Source organism: Mycobacterium sp. TY814 (assembly GCF_030755175.1).
Taxonomy (GTDB): Bacteria; Actinomycetota; Actinomycetes; order Mycobacteriales; family Mycobacteriaceae; genus Mycobacterium.
The window spans coordinates 962,653-979,796 of record NZ_JAUFRY010000001.1 but is presented as its reverse complement, the minus strand read 5'-3'; the positions used below and the strand labels follow the sequence as shown (position 1 = coordinate 979,796).

Here is a 17,144-nt window from a genome sequence, read left to right as displayed (position 1 = left end):
ATCTCGTGGCCGACAAACCCAAGCGCCCCGCCCGACTCGACCTGAAGTCCGGAGACGGCAAGTTCGGCAGGCTCATCCAGATCGGCGGGACCGCGATCGTGGTGATCTTCGCCGTCGTCCTGGTCTTCTACATCGTCACGTCCAACCACAAGAAGACCACCGCCAGCGGTGAAGGCGCGGTCCGCGTCACGTCGAGCAAGCTGGTGGCCGATAACGGGAAGCCGAAAGCCGTCGTCGCGTTCTACGAGGATTTCCTCTGTCCGGCCTGCGGCAACTTCGAGCGGGGCTTCGGACCCACCGTCTCCAAGCTGATCGACATCGGCGCCATCGCTGCCGACTACTCGATGGTGACGATCCTGGACAGCCCGCGCACCCAGAACTACTCGTCGCGGGCGGCCGCGGCGGCCTACTGCGTCGCCGACGAGTCCATCGAGGCGTTCCGCCGGTTCCATTCGGCGCTTTACAGCAAGGACATCCAGCCGTCGGAGACGGGCACCAAGTTCCCGGACAACGCGCGACTGATCGAGCTCGCCCGCGAAGCCGGCGCCGCGGGTCAGGTGCCGGACTGCATCAACAGCGGCAAGTACATCTCCAAGGTCACCGGCCTGGCGAGCGCGAGCAACATCCGCGCCACCCCGACCATCCGGATCAACGGCGAGGAGTACGACCCGTCGACTCCCGAAGCGCTGGTCACCAAGATCCGGGACATCGTCGGCAACATCCCCGGCATGGACGAGGCCTCGGCCGCGTCGAAGACGTAAAGACGTGTCCGTCGACGTAGCCGCCGAGGAATCCGGCGACCTGAAACCGGCGGGCGTGGGGGTGCCCGTACTGAGCGCATGGTGGGTACTGATCGGCGGTGTGATCGGCCTGCTCGCCTCTATCACCCTGACCGTGGAGAAGATCGAGATACTGCGTAACCCGTCCTACGTGCCGTCCTGCAACATCAACCCGATCATGTCGTGCGGCTCGGTGATGGTGACCTCGCAGGCGTCCCTGATGGGCTTCCCCAATCCGCTGGTCGGCATCGCGGGCTTCACCGTGGCGGTGGTCACCGGAGTGCTGGCGGTGGCCAAAGTGCCGCTGCCACGGTGGTATTGGGCCGGGATGGCGGTCGGCCTGCTGATCGGCGCCGGGTTCGTGCACTGGCTGATCTTCCAGAGCCTCTACCGGATCGGGGCACTGTGCCCGTACTGCATGGTGGTCTGGGCCGTCACCGTCACGATGCTGGTGGTGGTCGGGTCCATCCTGTTGCGTCCGGCACTCGAGGACCGTGCCGGCTGGCGGTTGCTGTTCGGCTGGCGGTGGTCGATCGTCACGTTCTGGTTCACCGCCGTTTTCCTCCTGATTCTGGTTCGCTTCTGGAACTATTGGTCGACGCTCATCTGAAAGGGGGTCAAGGGTGATCTCCAAAGTGCTGGTGGCCAATCGCGGCGAGATCGCGATCCGCGCGTTCCGCGCGGCCTACGAACTCGGTGTGGGTACCGTGGCGGTCTATTCCTACGAGGACCGCAACTCACTGCACCGGTTGAAGGCTGACGAGTCGTACCAGATCGGCGAAGTCGGTCACCCGGTGCGGGCGTATCTGTCCGTCGACGAGATCGTCGAGACCGCCCTCCGCTGCGGGGCGGACGCCGTCTATCCCGGTTACGGATTCCTCTCGGAGAACCCGGATCTGGCCGCCTCGTGTGCGGCGGCGGGCATCGCTTTCGTGGGTCCCGGCGCCGAAGTGCTTGAGCTGACCGGCAATAAGTCGCGGGCGATCGCGGCCGCCCGGGAAGTGGGACTGCCGGTGCTGGAGTCCTCGGCGCCGTCGTCGTCGGTGGACGAACTGGTTTCGGCGTCGCAGTCCATGCGATTCCCGTTGTTTGTCAAGGCCGTTGCCGGTGGCGGGGGGCGCGGCATGCGGCGGGTCACCGACAGCGCGGCGCTGCCCGAGGCGATCGAGGCGGCGAGCCGGGAAGCCGAGTCGGCGTTCGGCGACCCGACGGTGTACCTGGAACAAGCCGTGCTGCGGCCGCGCCACATCGAGGTGCAGATCCTGGCCGACACGCACGGCAACGTGATCCACCTCTACGAGCGCGACTGCAGCGTGCAGCGCCGTCACCAGAAGGTCATCGAACTGGCGCCGGCGCCGAACCTGTCGCCGGAACTGCGCGACAAGATCTGCGGTGACGCGGTCGCTTTCGCCCGCCACATCGGATACAGCTGTGCCGGAACGGTCGAGTTCCTGCTGGATGAGAGCGGCGACTACGTCTTCATCGAGATGAACCCCCGAATTCAGGTGGAGCACACCGTCACCGAGGAGATCACCGACGTCGACCTGGTTTCCAGCCAGCTGCGCATCGCTTCGGGGGAGACGCTCGAGGATCTGGGTCTGACGCAGGACGCCGTGCGGCCGCATGGTGCCGCGTTGCAGTGCCGCATCACCACCGAGGATCCGGCCAACGGTTTCCGGCCCGACACCGGGCGAATCAGCGCGCTGCGGACGCCGGGCGGCGCCGGCATCCGGCTGGACGGCAGCACGAACCTGGGCGCCGAGATCAGTGCGCACTTCGACTCCATGCTGGTCAAACTGACCTGCCGGGGCAGGGACTTCCAGACCGCGGTCAACCGGGCGCGCCGCGCGATGGCCGAGTTCCGGATCCGCGGGGTCTCGACGAATATCCCGTTTTTGCAAGCGGTTCTGGACGACCCGGACTTCCAGGCCGGACGCGTCACCACGTCGTTCATCGACGACCGGCCGCACCTGCTGACGGCCCGCACCTCGGCCGACCGCGGTACCAAGATCCTGAACTACCTGGCCGACGTCACCGTCAACAAGCCACACGGCACGCGGCCGTCGAAGGTCTACCCGCAGGACAAGTTGCCCGCAATCGACCGGGACACCCCGCCCCCGGCGGGATCCAAGCAACGGCTGCTCGAACTGGGTCCGGAAGGCTTTGCGCGCTGGCTGCGGGAGTCGCCGGCAGTCGGAGTGACCGACACGACGTTCCGCGACGCGCACCAGTCGCTGCTGGCGACCCGCGTACGCACCAGCGGATTGTTGATGGTGGCACCGCATCTCGCCCGGACCACACCCCAGCTGTTGTCGGTGGAGTGCTGGGGCGGAGCGACCTACGACGTGGCGCTGCGTTTTCTCAAGGAAGACCCGTGGGAGCGGCTGGCCGCTCTGCGCGAATCGATTCCCAACATCTGCCTGCAGATGCTGTTGCGGGGCCGGAACACCGTGGGTTACACGCCGTACCCGGAGATCGTCACGTCGGCGTTCATCGAGGAGGCGACGGCCACTGGTATCGACATCTTCCGGATCTTCGACGCGCTCAATAACCTCGACTCGATGCGCCCGGCCATCGACGCGGTGCGCGAAACCGGTTCTGCGATAGCGGAAGTCGCGATGTGTTACACCGGCGACCTGTCCGACCCGGGGGAGCGGCTGTACACCCTCGACTACTATCTGCGGCTGGCGGAGAGCATCGTGGAGGCCGGCGCGCACGTGCTGGCCATTAAGGACATGGCAGGTCTGTTACGGGCGCCCGCCGCCCACACGCTGGTCAGCGCGTTGCGCAGCCGGTTCGACCTGCCCGTACACGTGCACACCCACGACACCCCGGGTGGTCAGCTCGGCAGCTACGTGGCGGCCTGGCAGGCGGGGGCGGACGCGGTGGACGGGGCGGCGGCGCCGATGGCGGGCACCACCAGCCAGCCGTCGCTGAGTTCGATCGTGGCTGCCGCCGCGCACACCGAGTACGACACCGGCCTGTCGCTGTCGGCGGTGTGCGCGCTGGAGCCGTACTGGGAGGCGTTGCGAAAGGTGTACGCGCCCTTCGAGTCCGGGCTTCCCGGCCCGACGGGGCGGGTCTACCATCACGAGATTCCGGGCGGCCAGTTGTCCAACCTGCGCCAGCAGGCGATCGCGCTGGGGCTCGGTGACCGGTTCGAGGAGATCGAAGAGGCATACGCGGGAGCCGACCGGGTGCTGGGCCGGCTGATCAAGGTGACTCCGTCGTCGAAGGTGGTCGGCGACCTGGCGCTGGCGCTGGTGGGCTCGGGCCTCACCGCCGACGAATTCGCCTCGGAACCGGCTCGTTTCGACATTCCGGATTCGGTGCTGGGCTTCCTGCGTGGCGAGCTCGGGGATCCCGCCGGCGGGTGGCCGGAGCCGCTGCGCTCGAAGGCGCTGGCCGGTCGTGCGCCGGCCAAGCCTGCCCCGACGCTGTCCGCCGACGACGAGAATGCGCTGTCGGCACCGGGGCCGAAACGCCAAGCCACCTTGAACCGGCTGCTGTTCCCCGGTCCGACAAAGGAATTCGAGGAGCACCGGGATAACTACGGCGATACTTCGCAGTTGTCGGCCAACCAGTTCTTCTACGGCCTGCGCCAGGGCGAAGAGCACCGGGTGAAGCTGGAGCGCGGCGTGGAGCTGTTGATCGGGCTGGAGGCGATCTCCGAACCCGACGAGCGTGGCATGCGTACCGTCATGTGCATCATCAACGGCCAACTGCGGCCGGTGCTGGTGCGCGACCGCAGCATCGCCAGTGCCGTACCGACCGCCGAGAAAGCCGAGCGCGGCAACCCGAATCATGTCGCGGCACCGTTCGCCGGAGTCGTCACCGTGAGCGTCTCGGCCGGCGATGAGGTGGCTGCGGGACAGACCATCGCCACCATCGAGGCGATGAAGATGGAAGCTCCGATCACCGCACCCGGCGACGGCACCGTGGAGCGTGTCGCCGTGTCGAGTACCGCCCAGGTGGAAGGCGGGGACCTGCTGGTGGTGCTGCGCTGACGCGCATTATCGGTGGGACAGCCGGGGGCAGAAGGCTGACGGTGCCGCCGCGGGGGACCAGGCCGACTACCGACCGGGTGCGCGAGTCGCTGTTCAACATCCTGACGGTGCGGCTGGACTTCGCCGGCCTGGCGGTGCTCGATCTGTATGCGGGATCGGGCGCTCTCGGGCTGGAGGCTCTATCGCGAGGGGCGGCGTCCGCGTTGTTCGTCGAGGCCGACCAGCGCACCGCGGCCGTTCTGGACCGCAACATCGCCGCCGTGGGTCTGCCCGGCGCCGTGGTGCGCCGGGGCACCGTCGCCTCGGTGCTGGCGGCGGGGGCGCCGACGCCGGTTGACCTGGTGCTCGCCGACCCGCCCTACGACACCGAAACCGCGGACCTGAACGTCATTCTGGGTGCGTTGGGCGCGCACGGCTGGGTGCGCGACGGAACCGTGGCGGTGGTGGAGCGCGGTGTCGGAAGTGCGCCGCTGACCTGGCCCGACGGCTGGGAGGTGTGGCCGGAGCGGGTTTACGGCGACACTCGTCTGGAGCTGGCCGAAGTGATCAACGACGCCGTGTAGCGTCGTCTCCTATGGCAGGCGCGGTATGTCCGGGGTCCTTCGACCCGGTGACGTTGGGCCACATCGACGTTTTCGAACGCGCCGCGGCCCAGTTCGACGAGGTGGTGGTCGCGATTCTGGTCAACCCGGCCAAGAAGGGCATGTTCGACCTCGATGAGCGGATCGCGATGATCGAGGAATCGACGACACACCTGCCTAATCTGCGGGTGGAATCCGGTCAGGGCCTGGTGGTCGACTTCGTCCGGTCCCAGGGCATGAACGCGATCGTGAAAGGTCTCAGGACAGGCACGGACTTTGAATACGAGCTGCAGATGGCGCAGATGAACAAACATGTCGCCGGGGTTGACACGTTTTTCGTCGCGACCGCTCCGCGATACTCGTTCGTGTCGTCATCGCTGGCCAAAGAAGTCGCGATGCTCGGCGGTGATGTGACCGAGCTGTTGCCCGAGCCCGTCAACCGCCGCCTGCGTGAGCACCTGGCGCGGCGCAGCGGTTAGCCGCCCAGCTGCCAATAGTTCTCGGCCTGGATGGTGCTCTCACCGGACCAGCGGTAGGCGGTCAGCTTGCCGCCTTTCGCCGCGCTGAAGTCCACGCAGGCGCAGTGTGCGGTCCAGTCGCGGGTATGTTGCGGGGCGCCGTTGCGCCAGTAGTGGCCGTAGAACACCGGCACCGTCTGGGTGTAGGTGTAGGAACGCTCGCGCGGCGAGACCTCAATGTCGGGCAGTGGGGGATACGGGGTGCCGTCCGGGGCCGTGAATGTCTCTGCTATCTCGGCCATTTGGCGCAGCGTGGTGGCATTGCCGTCCCACCAGCGGATTCTGGCGGCCCCACGCAGGTGGCCGTCCTTGTCTTTGAAGTGCGGGAGTTTCCTGGCCGTCAGGCTGATCTCGGGTCCTTTCAGGAGCACTTCGACGGCTTCGTAGAGCTGGTGGCCTTTTGTGGAGGCATCGACGATCTGGTCGGCAGCGGTGAAACCAGACGAACCGAGTTGTTGCTCAAGACTTTTAATCGATTCTGCGTGCCAGCAGGCGTGCACCACCCGCAGATCGCCAAGGTCGAGCCACAGTGGCAAGGTCGCGAACCACGCCACGTAATGAGCCCGTTGGTCGTCGGTGAGCTGATCCAGGAACTGCCGGTGCTGCCGGTTGTTCTTGTCGCTGTGCTCGCGCAGATGGCGCCCGCTGCCGGCGGGATGTTCGGTCGCATACCCGATCGCGTTGAATTCGTGGTTGCCCATGACGATTTGGGCGCTGCCGGCGTCGACCATGCCTTTGACGAGCTCGAGGACTTGCAGTTGCTCACTGCCGCGGTCAACCAGATCGCCGACGAAGATCGCTTGCCGCTCGGGATGGCGGAGCGTGCCGCTCCGGTGCTGATAGCCGAGTTCGGCCAGCAGCGTCTCCAGAGCGGCAGCGCAGCCGTGGATGTCGCCGATGATGTCGTAACCCTGCACGACCCGATCTTTGCATCCCGGGACGTCTAGCTGGGGTCGTAGCAGGTGTAGAACGTCTGCGTGGCGTAGTCGTAGCAGGTGTAGGTGCCGTACTCGGGCTGGTGGCTCGGAGCGGCGCCGGCCGTCGCGGTCCCGAGCGCCGCCAGGCCGATGGCCGAGGCCAGCAGCGACATGCCGGCAAGCGCGCGGATACGGGTGGTGTTCATGTGTTGCCTCACTTCGCTTTGATCAGGCGGCGGGATTGCCGTTGCAGCAAGACTGAGGCCGGGTGCTTGGCGGAATCTTCTGAAAGTCTTGGTGCGGAGGGTAACCCGCAGGACATCGCGACGTGCCGGTCCGTGGTCGGCGGGTTCGTCGCAGCGGCGGCATGGTCGAGCGGTACGCGATCCGCGACCGGTTGATCGGGGCGCTCGCCTTGTACTGCAAAGAAACCCGGGACTGCTCGAGGTATAGCGCTGTGGCTCCTGCTTGAGTTACGGTCCTGCGCAGAACAACGTTGTTCGGCGGGATCGAGGACTGCCATGTCGGGAACCGTAATGATCACCGGTGCTTTCGGTCTTGTCGGGACTGAGACCGTCAGACGGTTTGCGGCCGACGGGTGGCGGGTGATCGCCACGGCGCATCACAAGACCTATGACACGTTGCCGCCGCGCGTGGAGACCCGGCGGGTTGACCTGATTGATTCCGCTCAGGTGAGCTCGCTGGTCGCGGAGTCGACGCCGGACGTGATCGTCCACCTTGCCGCGGTGATCCCGCCGCTGGTGTACCGCGACGCCGGATTCGCCCGCAGGCTGAACGTCGGTGCCACCGCTTCGTTGGTGCGCGCCGCACAGGATCAGCCGAACCCGCCGCGGTTTCTGCATGCGTCCAGCACTGCGATCTACGGCTCGCGCAATCCCCATCGCCATCCCGAGTTGATCACCGTCGACACGCCGCTTCGGCCCTGCGAGCTCTACGGAGGACACAAACTCGAAGCCGAAGAATGTGTGCGGTCCTCCGGGCTGGACTGGGTGGTCTTGCGGCTCGGCGGCGTGCTGAGCATCGATCCGAGGGCGATGCCTGTCACGCGCGACATCATGTACTTCAGCAGTGCGCTGCCCTCGGACGGCCGGGTGCATTCCGTCGATACCCGCGATGTGGCAGCGGCATTCGCGGCGGCCGCGGGTAACGACGTCGCCGGTGAGATCTTTCTGATCGGCGGCGACGAGTCGCACCTGTTACGGCAGGGCGAGATCGCCTCGGCGATGGCGGCCGCTCAGGGCATGCCTGGTCTGATGCCACAGGGCCGCCCCGGCGACCCCAATAATGACGACGGCTGGTATCCCAACGCGGACTGGATGGATGTGGCGCCGGCGCAGCAGGCGTTGCAATTCCAGCACCATTCGTGGCCGGAGATGCTGGCCGAGATGCGCGCGCAGACCGGGTGGAAGCGCTACCCGCGACGAGTCGTCGTCCCGTTGGCCCGCGGGTTCATCAAACGTCAAGGGGCGTATCGGAAATCGCCGGGGCAGTACGCCGATGCATGGGCCGCCCTCGGTGCACGGTTCGGCAGCACGGCGATGGACGTCGCAACAGCCTAGAAGACGATGGTCTGGTTGCCGTGCACGATGACGCGGTCCTGGCAGTGCCACAACACCGCCCGCGACAGCACGGCGCGCTCGACATCGGCGCCGACCCGCACCAGATCTTCGACGGTGTCGGTGTGGCTGACTCGCACCACGTCCTGTTCGATGATCGGACCCTCGTCGAGGACTTCGGTGACGTAATGCGCCGTGGCGCCGACGAGTTTGACACCGCGCTCCCGGGCCCGCTTGTAGGGCGCCGCACCGATGAAGGCGGGCAGGAACGAGTGGTGGATGTTGATCAGCGGGCAGCCGACGGCAGCCAGGAACTCCGGCGTCAGAATCTGCATATAGCGGGCAAGGACCACTAAATCGACGTTGCCGCTGAGTAATTGGAGCTGGCGCTGTTCGGCCTCGGCGCGCGTGTCACGGGTGGCGGGGATGTGAACAAATGGGACGCCGAAGGGACGTACCTGCTCTGCCAGGTCGGGGTGGTTGGCGATCACCATGGCGATGGACATCTGAAGCTCACCACGTCGGTTGCGCCACAACAGGTCCAGCAGGCAGTGGTCATCCTTGGATGCCATGATGGCCACCCGCTTGGGTCTGGCGGCTTCGGTGAACCGGTAGTCGATGCCGAACTTCTCGGCGACAGAATCGCCGAACTCGCGCCCCAGTCCGTCGATTGCCGCGGTCAGACCCGGCAGGTGAAAGATCGCCCGCTGCAGGAAAGTTCCGCCTTCGGGTGCCGTGGAATGCTGGTCCAGCGAGATGATGTTGGCACCGGCCTGAGTGAGGAAGGTGCTCACTGCGGCGATGATGCCCGGGCGGTCGTGGCAGCGCAGCAACAACCGTCCGATGTTGGCGGGCTCGTTCGGTGTTGACACCTGGGTCCCTTTCGCCGTGAATTTCCGCAGGCCCACGATACCGCCGCGGTCGGGCGTTGCGGCAGCTATGGGTCGTCTTCTTCGTCGGGCGTGAATAGCTTTTCAGGATGGTGGAATGTGTTGATGCGGGGTTGTCCGTGATCCAGGTGGGCGGGTGGGAGCCATTCGGTGTGGCCGTGGGCGTTTTTGCGGGTGGTCCAGCCTTTTTCGGCGAGGCGGTTATCGGGTCCGCACGCGAGGGTGAGGTCGTGGATGTCGGTGAGGTAGGTGTTGGTCCACCCGGAGACGTGATGCACTTGGCAGTGGTAACCGGGGGTGTCGCAGCCTGGGCGGGTGCAGCCGCCTTCTTTGGCCAGCAACATCATTCGCTGGGCGAGGTTGGCCAATCGCTTGGTGTGGTACAGGGCTAACGGCTTGGCCTGGTCGAAGACCGCCAGGTAGTGATGCGCGGTGGCGGCCCAGCGGATCAGGGTGGTCAGGGGGATGCGGGTGCCGCCGGCGGTGCGGGCCCGCCCGGCCCCGGCTTCAAGGTCTTTGAGGGTGGTGGTGACGATGATGCTGACGGGCAGGCCGTTGTGGGTGCCCAGTTCGCCGGAGGCGAACAGTTCCCGGATGGCGGTAATCATGGCGTCGTGCTGGCGTTGCGGTTGGCTGCGGGTGTCGCGACGCACCGCGTCATCATCCGGATCGAACACGGGCTTGTCGTCGTCGGGGTTGCCGGCGCCGGGGGCGGCGAGTTTGGCCCACAGCGCTTCGATCAGCGCGCGGAGTTCGGGGGTGATCAGGCCGCTGATGCGTGACATGCCGTCGTACTGCTGGGGGCCCAGGACCAGGCCGCGTTTGCGGGCGCGTTCCTGCTCGGTGTAGTCGCCGTCGGGGTGCAGCAGTGCCATCAATTCGCGGGCGTAGGCGGAGACCTGGTCGGGCCGGAAGTCGCAGGCTTTGCCGGCGAGGTCTTGTTCGGCCTCGCGGGTGCCGGCGTCGACGGTGGTGGGTAGGTGTGACATGAAGCTGCGGATCACCTTGACCGCGGCGTCGCCGATCAGACCGGCGCACTGGGCCGCCGCGGTGGCGGTCAGCAGTGGTGGCAGGGTTTCTCCGGTCAGGGCGCGGCGCTGGCCGAGGTCGTCGGCTTCGGCGATCCAGCGGTTGGCTTCGGCTTTGGTGATCCGTAGCCGCTCGGCCAGTGCGGCGGGCAGTTTTCCGCCGAGCTCGTCCTCACTGGCCTGGGTTTTGAGTTGGTTGATCAGGGTGTGGCGCACCGATCGGGATTGGCGCTCGCGGCGTTCCAGGCGCTCGAGGGCCCGCAGCAGCTCGGGGGTGGTGAGTGCGTCAAAGCTCAACGCGCACAGCCGGTCCTGCACCTCGTCGGACGCGTCGAAGACCTCCACGATCTCCTCACGCGTGCTCGATGACATACCCGGATTCTACGAAGGACCACCGACAAGTACGCTCCACCGCCAATCGCGAAACAGGTTGATAGCGCAGGCTTTTTCACGTGCCAGGGCCTGATGCCGCCGATCAGCCACCAGGGTCGAGAACTGTCCCATGGTCAGCACCCAATCAAGGCAACAGCCAAAAATCAGTGGCAGCCCGCCCCGTGCCCCCCGTGCTCGTGCTCGGCGTCCGGCGACCCGCCCATCATGCGCAGCATCGGCATCCCGCCCGAGGTGAAGAACCGCGCCACCATCACCCCGGCGATCACCAGGAAAAGGATGTTCAGCCAGGTGGTGTAGTTCCACGTGATACCGGCCGACATGACCATGGCGTTGCGCTCGCGGGGAATGAGACCCGCTGTGCCGAAGATCAATTCGACCAGATAACCGGCTGCCACCATCGCGGCGTAGAAGGTCGCCAGCAGCGTCAGCATCATCCTGGTGCCGTAGTACTTACGGTAGATATTGAGGATCGGCAGGATCAGCAGGTCGGCGAAGATGAACGCGATGACCCCGCCGAAGCTGATGCCGCCGTTCCACAACACCGCGGCGAGCGGCACGTTGCCGATCGAGCAGACGAACGACACGATCGCCACGAACGGCCCGACGATCGGTCCCCACACCACCGACCAGGTCGCGTGGTTGGTCAAAAAGAATTCCTGCCAGAAGCTTTCGGGCACCCAGGCCGCGATCGCACCCGCGATGAACAAACCGATCACCAGGTCGCGCAGGATCGCCAGCCACTCCATCACGAAAACGTGCGACACCGAGGTAAGCCCCGGACCGGAGAACAGCCGCCGCCAGAACGATCCGTCACCCTGAATCGACATGTCCATCGCCGCATGGCCTTCCATCGAGCCGGCCACTCCCTTTTCCGCCTGCTCGCGCGCGGCGTCGATCAGCCGCTGACGCACGAACAGCCGGAACAGCAATGCCAGCATGATGATCATCAGCGGCCCGCCGACGAACTCAGCGGCGGTGAACTGCCAGCCCATCAGCAGCGCCAGGATGATGCCCAGCTCCACCACGAGATTGGTCGAGCCGATCTCGAACGCCATCGCGGCGGTGAAATTGGCGCCCTTGCGGAACAGCGACCTGGCCAGGGCGACGGCGGCGTACGAGCACGACGACGACGCGGCGCCGAGTCCCGCCGCGACCGCCAGGGTCCGTGGCCGGTCATCACCGAGCAGCCCCACGATCGTGGAGCGGCGTACCACCGCCTGCACGACCGCAGACAAGGCGAAACCCAGGATCAGCGCCCACAGGATCTCCCACGTCATCGAACCCGTCAGGGCCAGGGCATGACCCAGGGCGCCCAGCACTTTGTCTGCCATCGAGGATCTCCGCTCGTACGTGTCAGTGTCCGAAATATATACCCCATGGGGGTATATGTCAATCGCCGTGGGTCAGGAGAATGCCGGCTTTCGGCGTTCAATTCGGTTCAGGCCATTAAGCTTGGCGGTTCGTGCTGCCGGGAGCCAGACTCCGCACACCAGCTCAGCTGAGACGAGGAAACGATGAATTCACGCCTGAAGGTGCCCAAGGCATCGGCTCTACTGCTGGCACTCGTCGCCGCACTGGCGCTCTGGTTGTCCGGATGCGCCTCTGCCCCAAAGGAATCCGAAGGCCCGCCCGCCACCGGCACCACCACCGATTCACCGTTGATGGCCGACATCCGGCAATCGGTGGACGCGACCAAGGCGCTGACCAGCGCGCACCTGTCCGTCCGCACCAACGGCCAGGTGGACAGCATGCTCGGCATCACCAATGCTGACGTCGACGTCCGTGCCAACCCGCTTACCGCAAAAGGATCGTGCACCTACAACGGCCAGGCTGACGTTCCGTTCCGGATCAAGGACGACTCCATCTCGGTGAAACTCTTCGACGACTGGACCAACCTCGGCTCGGTGTCCGACCTGTCCGCGACCCGCTTGCTCGACCCGGCCAACGGGGTGGCGAAAATGCTTTCCGGCGTCAACAACCTGCAGGCCCAGGGCAGCGAAGTGATCGACGGCGTCAACACCAACAAGATCACCGGCACGCTGCCGGCCGACACGGTCAAGATCATCGATCCGGGCGCCAGGCAGTCCAGGCCGGCGACGGTGTGGATCGCCCAGGACGGGTCGCACCGGTTGGTGCGCGCCAGCGTCGACCTCGGGTCAGGCTCGGTCCAGGTCACGCTGTCGAAGTGGAACGAGCCGGTCACCGTCGATTAGCGGCGCCATCGCCGCCAGCAGCACCACTCCCACCGCAACGGCGGTGCCGGTCTGAGCCAGGGCGACCGACGTACCGAGGAACATCAGACCGGCGCCCAACACCCCTCCCGCCGCGGCGAGCGGTGCCAAGGCCCGTCTGGAGTCGGCCCCCGCCAGCGCTGCGATCAGGTGGGGCGCGCCGCAGGCCGCAATCATGGCGAAGGATGCCGGCACCGCCGCGGCGTCCACGGAGCCGTGCAACAGGAATTGCCACACCGCGACGGTGACGCCCAAGCCGGCCAGACACGAGCCCATCAGCGCGAGCCCGACCGACAGCCCGCCGGCCACGCCGCGCCACATCCCGGCCAGGGCCGCCACCGTGATGACCGTGAGCACGAGCAGAATCGCGTCGTGCTCCAGCGCGGCGCGGACGGCCGCGGCCAACGCCGCGCCGCCGCTCACCGTGACCTCGCTGTCGACCAGGCTGCCGTACTTGGTCGCGTTCCCGACGGCGGTGTCGATCCGCTCCACGCGGGAGGCCGCGGCCAGGTCCACGCCGGTCTGGTCGGAGTACACCAGGAGCCGGGCGGCGGTGCCGTCGGCGGAGAACATGGTCTGACGCACGTGCTGGTAGGACGGATCGGCGAGTGCCTTCCGCGGCAGATAGAAGCCGCCCTCGCCGGTGTCGGCGAAGTCGATGCTGAGGTTCTTCAAAAACGCGGACAGCTGCACGACCTGCGGAATCGTGCTCTCGATGGTGGTCTGCAAGGTCGGGACGAACGAGCGCAGCTGATTGAGTGCCGACCGCATCTCGGCCACCGCGCGCGGGGTACCGGAAAGGGCGTTGGTGGCGCGTGCCGACCCGGCGGCGAGCCGGGTGGCGCCATCGGAGAGGACGGTGACGTCGGCGATCACCCGGTCGAACGGGTCGATTGCCTTGCGTGCGGCCGAGCACAACACGTCGGCGGCGCAATCCTGAACCCCACCCATCCAGCCGCGGACCGGGTCGAGATAACCGGAGACCTCGGCGGCGGTGTCCTTGATGTTCCGGGTGCCCGACACCACGGAGTTGATCGCCTGCTGCAGCTGGGCGAGCCCGCCGACGCCTGCGCTCACGCTTGCCTCGAGCTCGTTGACCGAGCCCGAGACCTGGTCCAGCACCGAACCCAGCGTCTTGACCGCGGTGACCTGCGGCACGAATGTGGCGGCCTGCCGATCCAGTTGATCGCTGAGCCGGCCCGCGGCCGAACTGAGCGAGGCATCTGTCCAGGGGACGCCGGCCGGCCAAGCGGCCGACTGCACCTTGCGGACGCCGGGAATTTCCATCAGCCGGCGACTCACCGCGTCGATGGCGATGAGGCCGGCCGGGTCACGCAGGTCGTGGGCGGATTTGACCATGACGACATCGGGTAGCCGGTTGCTCGCCATGAACTGCTTGACCGAATGGGCCGGGACATCGCCTACGCCCCAGTGCATTCCGAGGATGGGCAGTGCGCAGACCGCGGACACCAGCGCGACGGCGACGACAGGGCTGCGTACCACGCGGCGCACCGGTTGCGGCAGACCCCACGAACGGCCCGGCCGCGCCGTCGCTTTCGCCGGCAACGCAGGCAGCAGAGTCAGCGAAGCGCCAAGTGCGACAACGACACCCAGCGCGGCCAGCCCCACGGCATGTATCGCCGGCGTCCGTGCCAGCAGCAGGGGGCCGGTGAGTGCCACGACACCTGCCCCGGGCGCGGCCAGCATGGGCAGTGTCGCGCGGTAGCCGCGTCGCTCCCGGGTGGTGAGCAGCAGCGCGGATGCGGCGACCACCCCGATCATCAGCACTGCCGCCACAGTCCAGGCGAAAAGGCCGTACCACGCCGCCAAGGGCCAGGCGACGGCCAGCGACAGCCCGGCGGCCAACGCCGCGACCGCGAGGGACGACAGACCCAGCCGCAGCAGGAACAGCGCGGCGACCAGCAAGGCCGCGGCGACGATCGCGGCCGCCTGCCAGGGCGCCAACCGCAGCTCCGTGCCTCGCGCGGCGGCCGGGACGGTGATGCGGGCGCGCAGTCCCGCGTTCGGCGGGAGCTTGCGGACCACCGATCGCGCCGCATCGAGCGATTCGGCGGCCTTGGCGGTCCCGGCCTCACCGCGCAGCCAGATCACCGCAGCACCGGACCGTCCGTCGGGGCTGGTGCCCAGCGGCGCCATCAACGGGTCGGACCACCAGTCCAGCACCGATCCCACATGCGCGGTGTCGGCCCGCAGGGCACGCACCGCGTCGTCGTAGTACTGCCGGTCGGCATCGCCCAGCGGATCGCGGCCGTCCAGTACCAGGTAGGCGATCGCGTCGGAGCCGGTGCCCGGAAACGCCTGCGCGAGGCGGCTGTTCGCGGCATCGGCGCGCGCAGGTAGCGCGCTGGGGCGCGCTGGTGGCGGTGCCAGTGCGACGAGCGCGTTGGCGACCACTGCCACCGCGATCCAGGCCGCGACGACGAGAAGTTTGGCAAGCCGGGACACGATGTTCTTAAACGTCCAACCGGGCGAACTGATCGTGCCGGTACTGCTCCACACACGCCCGGCGTCGGACCTTGCCACTGGTGGTGATCGGGATCGAGCCGGGCGGCACCAGAACAAGATCCGCGACGGACAGGCCGTGCGATGTGGACAAGGCCGAGGTGACTTCGCGCTTGATCTCAACCCAGCGGCCCGCGTCGTCGTCCGGCTGCTTGCGCAGTTCGATGATGGCGACCAGCTTTTCGGTGCTGCGATCGCTCGGGACCGCGATCGCCGCGCAGCGGCCGCGGGTGATTTCCTGGATCGTCGCCTCGATATCGTCCGGAGAGTGGTTGCGCCCGTAGACGATCAAGAGGTCCTTGATCCGGCCGATGATGAACAGCTGACCGTCGGTGATGAAACCGGAGTCTCCGCTGCGCAGCCAGGGACCCTCGGGCGTGCCCTCCGGCGGGTCGGCAAGGGTGGCGCCGAACGTGCCTTCGCTGTCCTCGGAACGCTGCCAGTAACCGGCCGCGACGTTGGCGCCGTGCACCCAGATCTCGCCGACGCTTCCATCCGCGCACGGCGTGCCCGAGTCGGGATCGACGATGCGCACCGTGGGTGAGCGCGGCACCAGGTAGCTGACCAACGCGGTGCCGGTGCCCGGTGCGCACGGAACAGCGTGGCCCTCGGCCAGTTTTTCGGTGTCGAAGTCGACGAGTTTCGGTGGTTGGTCCGGACTGCTGGTGGCCACGAACACCGTCGCCTCGGCGAGGCCGTAGGACGGCCGGATCGAGCTGTCCCGGAGGTTGAAGCGGGCGAGGCGCTCGGTGAAGCGCCTGACACTCGCCGGCTGCACGCGCTCGCTGCCGCTGAGGACGGTGTGCACGTGGGCCAGATCGCGGCCGGCCATGTCCTCGTCGGAGATTTTCTTGGCTGCCAGCTCGAAAGCGAAGTTCGGTGCCGCGGTGAACGGCGAGGTGCTGTCGGCGAGCATGTGCATCCACCGGGCGGGGCGCTGCAGAAACGAGACGGGGGTGGTGAGCACGGCCGGAACCCCCAGCAGGATCGGCGCACACACGCCCAGCACCAGACCCATGTCGTGGTAGAAGGGCAGCCACGAAACCAGTGTCAGATCCGGCGGTGGGACGCCATCGGTTTCCGCGAAGTAGGCGGCCATCAGTTGCTCGACGTTGGACCGAAGATTCTGGTGGGACATGATGACGCCAGCGGGGGTGCGGGTGGACCCGGACGTGTACTGCAGGTACGCGGTTGGCGGGTGGTCGTCGGTGGCGGCGCCGGTTCGGACCCGGGCATCCAGGTCCAGCGAGTCGACCTCGATCACCTTCACCGCAGACCCGCCGGGGTGAGTTGAAATTTGTTGTATCACATCGTCTTTGACGGCCGAGGTGGTCAGTACCGCAACCGGCGCGGCGTCGGCGAGCACCGACATGACGCGTTCATCACTGGCCCCGCCCTGGGGAACCGACAGCGGGACCGCAATGATGCCGGCCTGCAGGGCGCCCAGGAAGGCGACGATGTAGTCGAGCCCTTGCGGAGCCAGGATCAGCGCGCGGTCACCCGGTGAGCCGTGGCCGCTGAGTTCGGCTGCGGCATTCATCATGCGGCGGTACAGCTGCGCCCACGTCAGCGTTTGTGGAACGCCGTCCCAATTCTGCTCGTAGTCGATGAACGTGAACGCCGCCTCATTGGGCTGGAGACGGGCGCACGCGCGCAGCGCAGCGGGCAGGGAACGCACACTCATGCGCAAGACGTTACCG

General features: G+C 67.0%; 14 protein-coding genes. 7 read left to right on the top strand and 7 right to left on the bottom strand.

Translation table 11 applies throughout. The features are described from left to right. The first annotated feature begins 5 nt into the window (after nucleotides 1-5). Genes QXH22_RS03910 through coaD form a run of 5 tightly spaced genes read left to right on the top strand, consistent with a single transcriptional unit; the run spans nucleotide 6 to nucleotide 5,846 of the window. The gene (locus tag QXH22_RS03910) at nucleotides 6-761 is read left to right on the top strand and encodes a DsbA family protein (protein ID WP_306241445.1); all 756 of its coding nucleotides are present in this window, start codon (nucleotides 6-8) and stop codon (nucleotides 759-761) included. A gap of 4 nt (nucleotides 762-765) precedes the next feature. Beyond that, nucleotides 766-1,389 carry a vitamin K epoxide reductase family protein gene (locus QXH22_RS03905; protein ID WP_306241444.1) on the top strand — a complete coding sequence of 208 codons (624 nt, stop codon included), beginning with the start codon at nucleotides 766-768 and terminating at the stop codon, nucleotides 1,387-1,389. A 13-nt stretch (nucleotides 1,390-1,402) separates the two neighbouring features. Beyond that, a complete protein-coding gene (locus QXH22_RS03900) occupies nucleotides 1,403-4,786 on the top strand; it encodes a pyruvate carboxylase (protein WP_306241443.1) in 3,384 nt (1,127 codons plus the stop codon). Then, nucleotides 4,783-5,349, top strand: a complete 567-nt coding sequence (gene rsmD, locus QXH22_RS03895; protein WP_306244309.1) for a 16S rRNA (guanine(966)-N(2))-methyltransferase RsmD — start codon at nucleotides 4,783-4,785, stop codon at nucleotides 5,347-5,349. Before QXH22_RS03900 ends, rsmD begins: the two co-directional genes overlap by 4 nt. Nucleotides 5,350-5,360: 11 nt before the next feature. Then, nucleotides 5,361-5,846 (top strand): pantetheine-phosphate adenylyltransferase, encoded by a 486-nt coding sequence (coaD, locus tag QXH22_RS03890; protein ID WP_306241441.1) that lies wholly within the window; start codon nucleotides 5,361-5,363, stop codon nucleotides 5,844-5,846. On the opposite strand, the gene QXH22_RS03885 is transcribed toward coaD, so the two are convergent. Next, the gene (locus tag QXH22_RS03885) at nucleotides 5,843-6,802 is read right to left on the bottom strand and encodes a metallophosphoesterase (protein WP_306241440.1); all 960 of its coding nucleotides are present in this window, start codon (nucleotides 6,800-6,802) and stop codon (nucleotides 5,843-5,845) included. The two genes, coaD and QXH22_RS03885, sit on opposite strands and share 4 nt — an antisense overlap. A 26-nt stretch (nucleotides 6,803-6,828) precedes the next feature. Then, nucleotides 6,829-7,008, bottom strand: coding sequence for a hypothetical protein (locus tag QXH22_RS03880; RefSeq protein ID WP_306241439.1), 180 nt, complete (start codon nucleotides 7,006-7,008; stop codon nucleotides 6,829-6,831). Nucleotides 7,009-7,323: 315 nt separating this feature from the next. Between QXH22_RS03880 and QXH22_RS03875 the strand changes: the two genes are divergently transcribed. Beyond that, nucleotides 7,324-8,382, top strand: a complete 1,059-nt coding sequence (locus QXH22_RS03875; RefSeq protein WP_306241438.1) for an NAD(P)-dependent oxidoreductase — start codon at nucleotides 7,324-7,326, stop codon at nucleotides 8,380-8,382. On the opposite strand, the gene purU is transcribed toward QXH22_RS03875, so the two are convergent. The 3 genes from purU to QXH22_RS03860 all read right to left on the bottom strand — a co-directional run bounded on the left by purU (nucleotide 8,379) and on the right by QXH22_RS03860 (nucleotide 12,021). After that, a complete protein-coding gene (gene purU / locus QXH22_RS03870; protein WP_306241437.1) occupies nucleotides 8,379-9,251 on the bottom strand; it encodes a formyltetrahydrofolate deformylase in 873 nt (290 codons plus the stop codon). The genes QXH22_RS03875 and purU overlap by 4 nt on opposite strands. Before the next feature lie 65 nt (nucleotides 9,252-9,316). Next, on the bottom strand, nucleotides 9,317-10,669 hold the full coding sequence (locus tag QXH22_RS03865) for an HNH endonuclease signature motif containing protein (protein ID WP_306241436.1): 1,353 nt from the start codon (nucleotides 10,667-10,669) through the stop codon (nucleotides 9,317-9,319). A gap of 164 nt (nucleotides 10,670-10,833) precedes the next feature. After that, nucleotides 10,834-12,021 carry a permease gene (locus QXH22_RS03860; protein WP_306274963.1) on the bottom strand — a complete coding sequence of 396 codons (1,188 nt, stop codon included), beginning with the start codon at nucleotides 12,019-12,021 and terminating at the stop codon, nucleotides 10,834-10,836. Between the two features lie 183 nt (nucleotides 12,022-12,204). Between QXH22_RS03860 and QXH22_RS03855 the strand changes: the two genes are divergently transcribed. Beyond that, nucleotides 12,205-12,903, top strand: a complete 699-nt coding sequence (locus QXH22_RS03855; protein WP_306241434.1) for an LppX_LprAFG lipoprotein — start codon at nucleotides 12,205-12,207, stop codon at nucleotides 12,901-12,903. Here QXH22_RS03855 and QXH22_RS03850 read toward each other — a convergent pair. Then, nucleotides 12,847-15,387, bottom strand: coding sequence for an MMPL family transporter (locus QXH22_RS03850; protein WP_306274962.1), 2,541 nt, complete (start codon nucleotides 15,385-15,387; stop codon nucleotides 12,847-12,849). The two genes, QXH22_RS03855 and QXH22_RS03850, sit on opposite strands and share 57 nt — an antisense overlap. 7 nt (nucleotides 15,388-15,394) lie before the next feature. Then, on the bottom strand, nucleotides 15,395-17,128 hold the full coding sequence (locus QXH22_RS03845) for an AMP-binding protein (RefSeq protein ID WP_306241432.1): 1,734 nt from the start codon (nucleotides 17,126-17,128) through the stop codon (nucleotides 15,395-15,397). Between the last annotated feature and the right edge of the window lie 16 nt (nucleotides 17,129-17,144).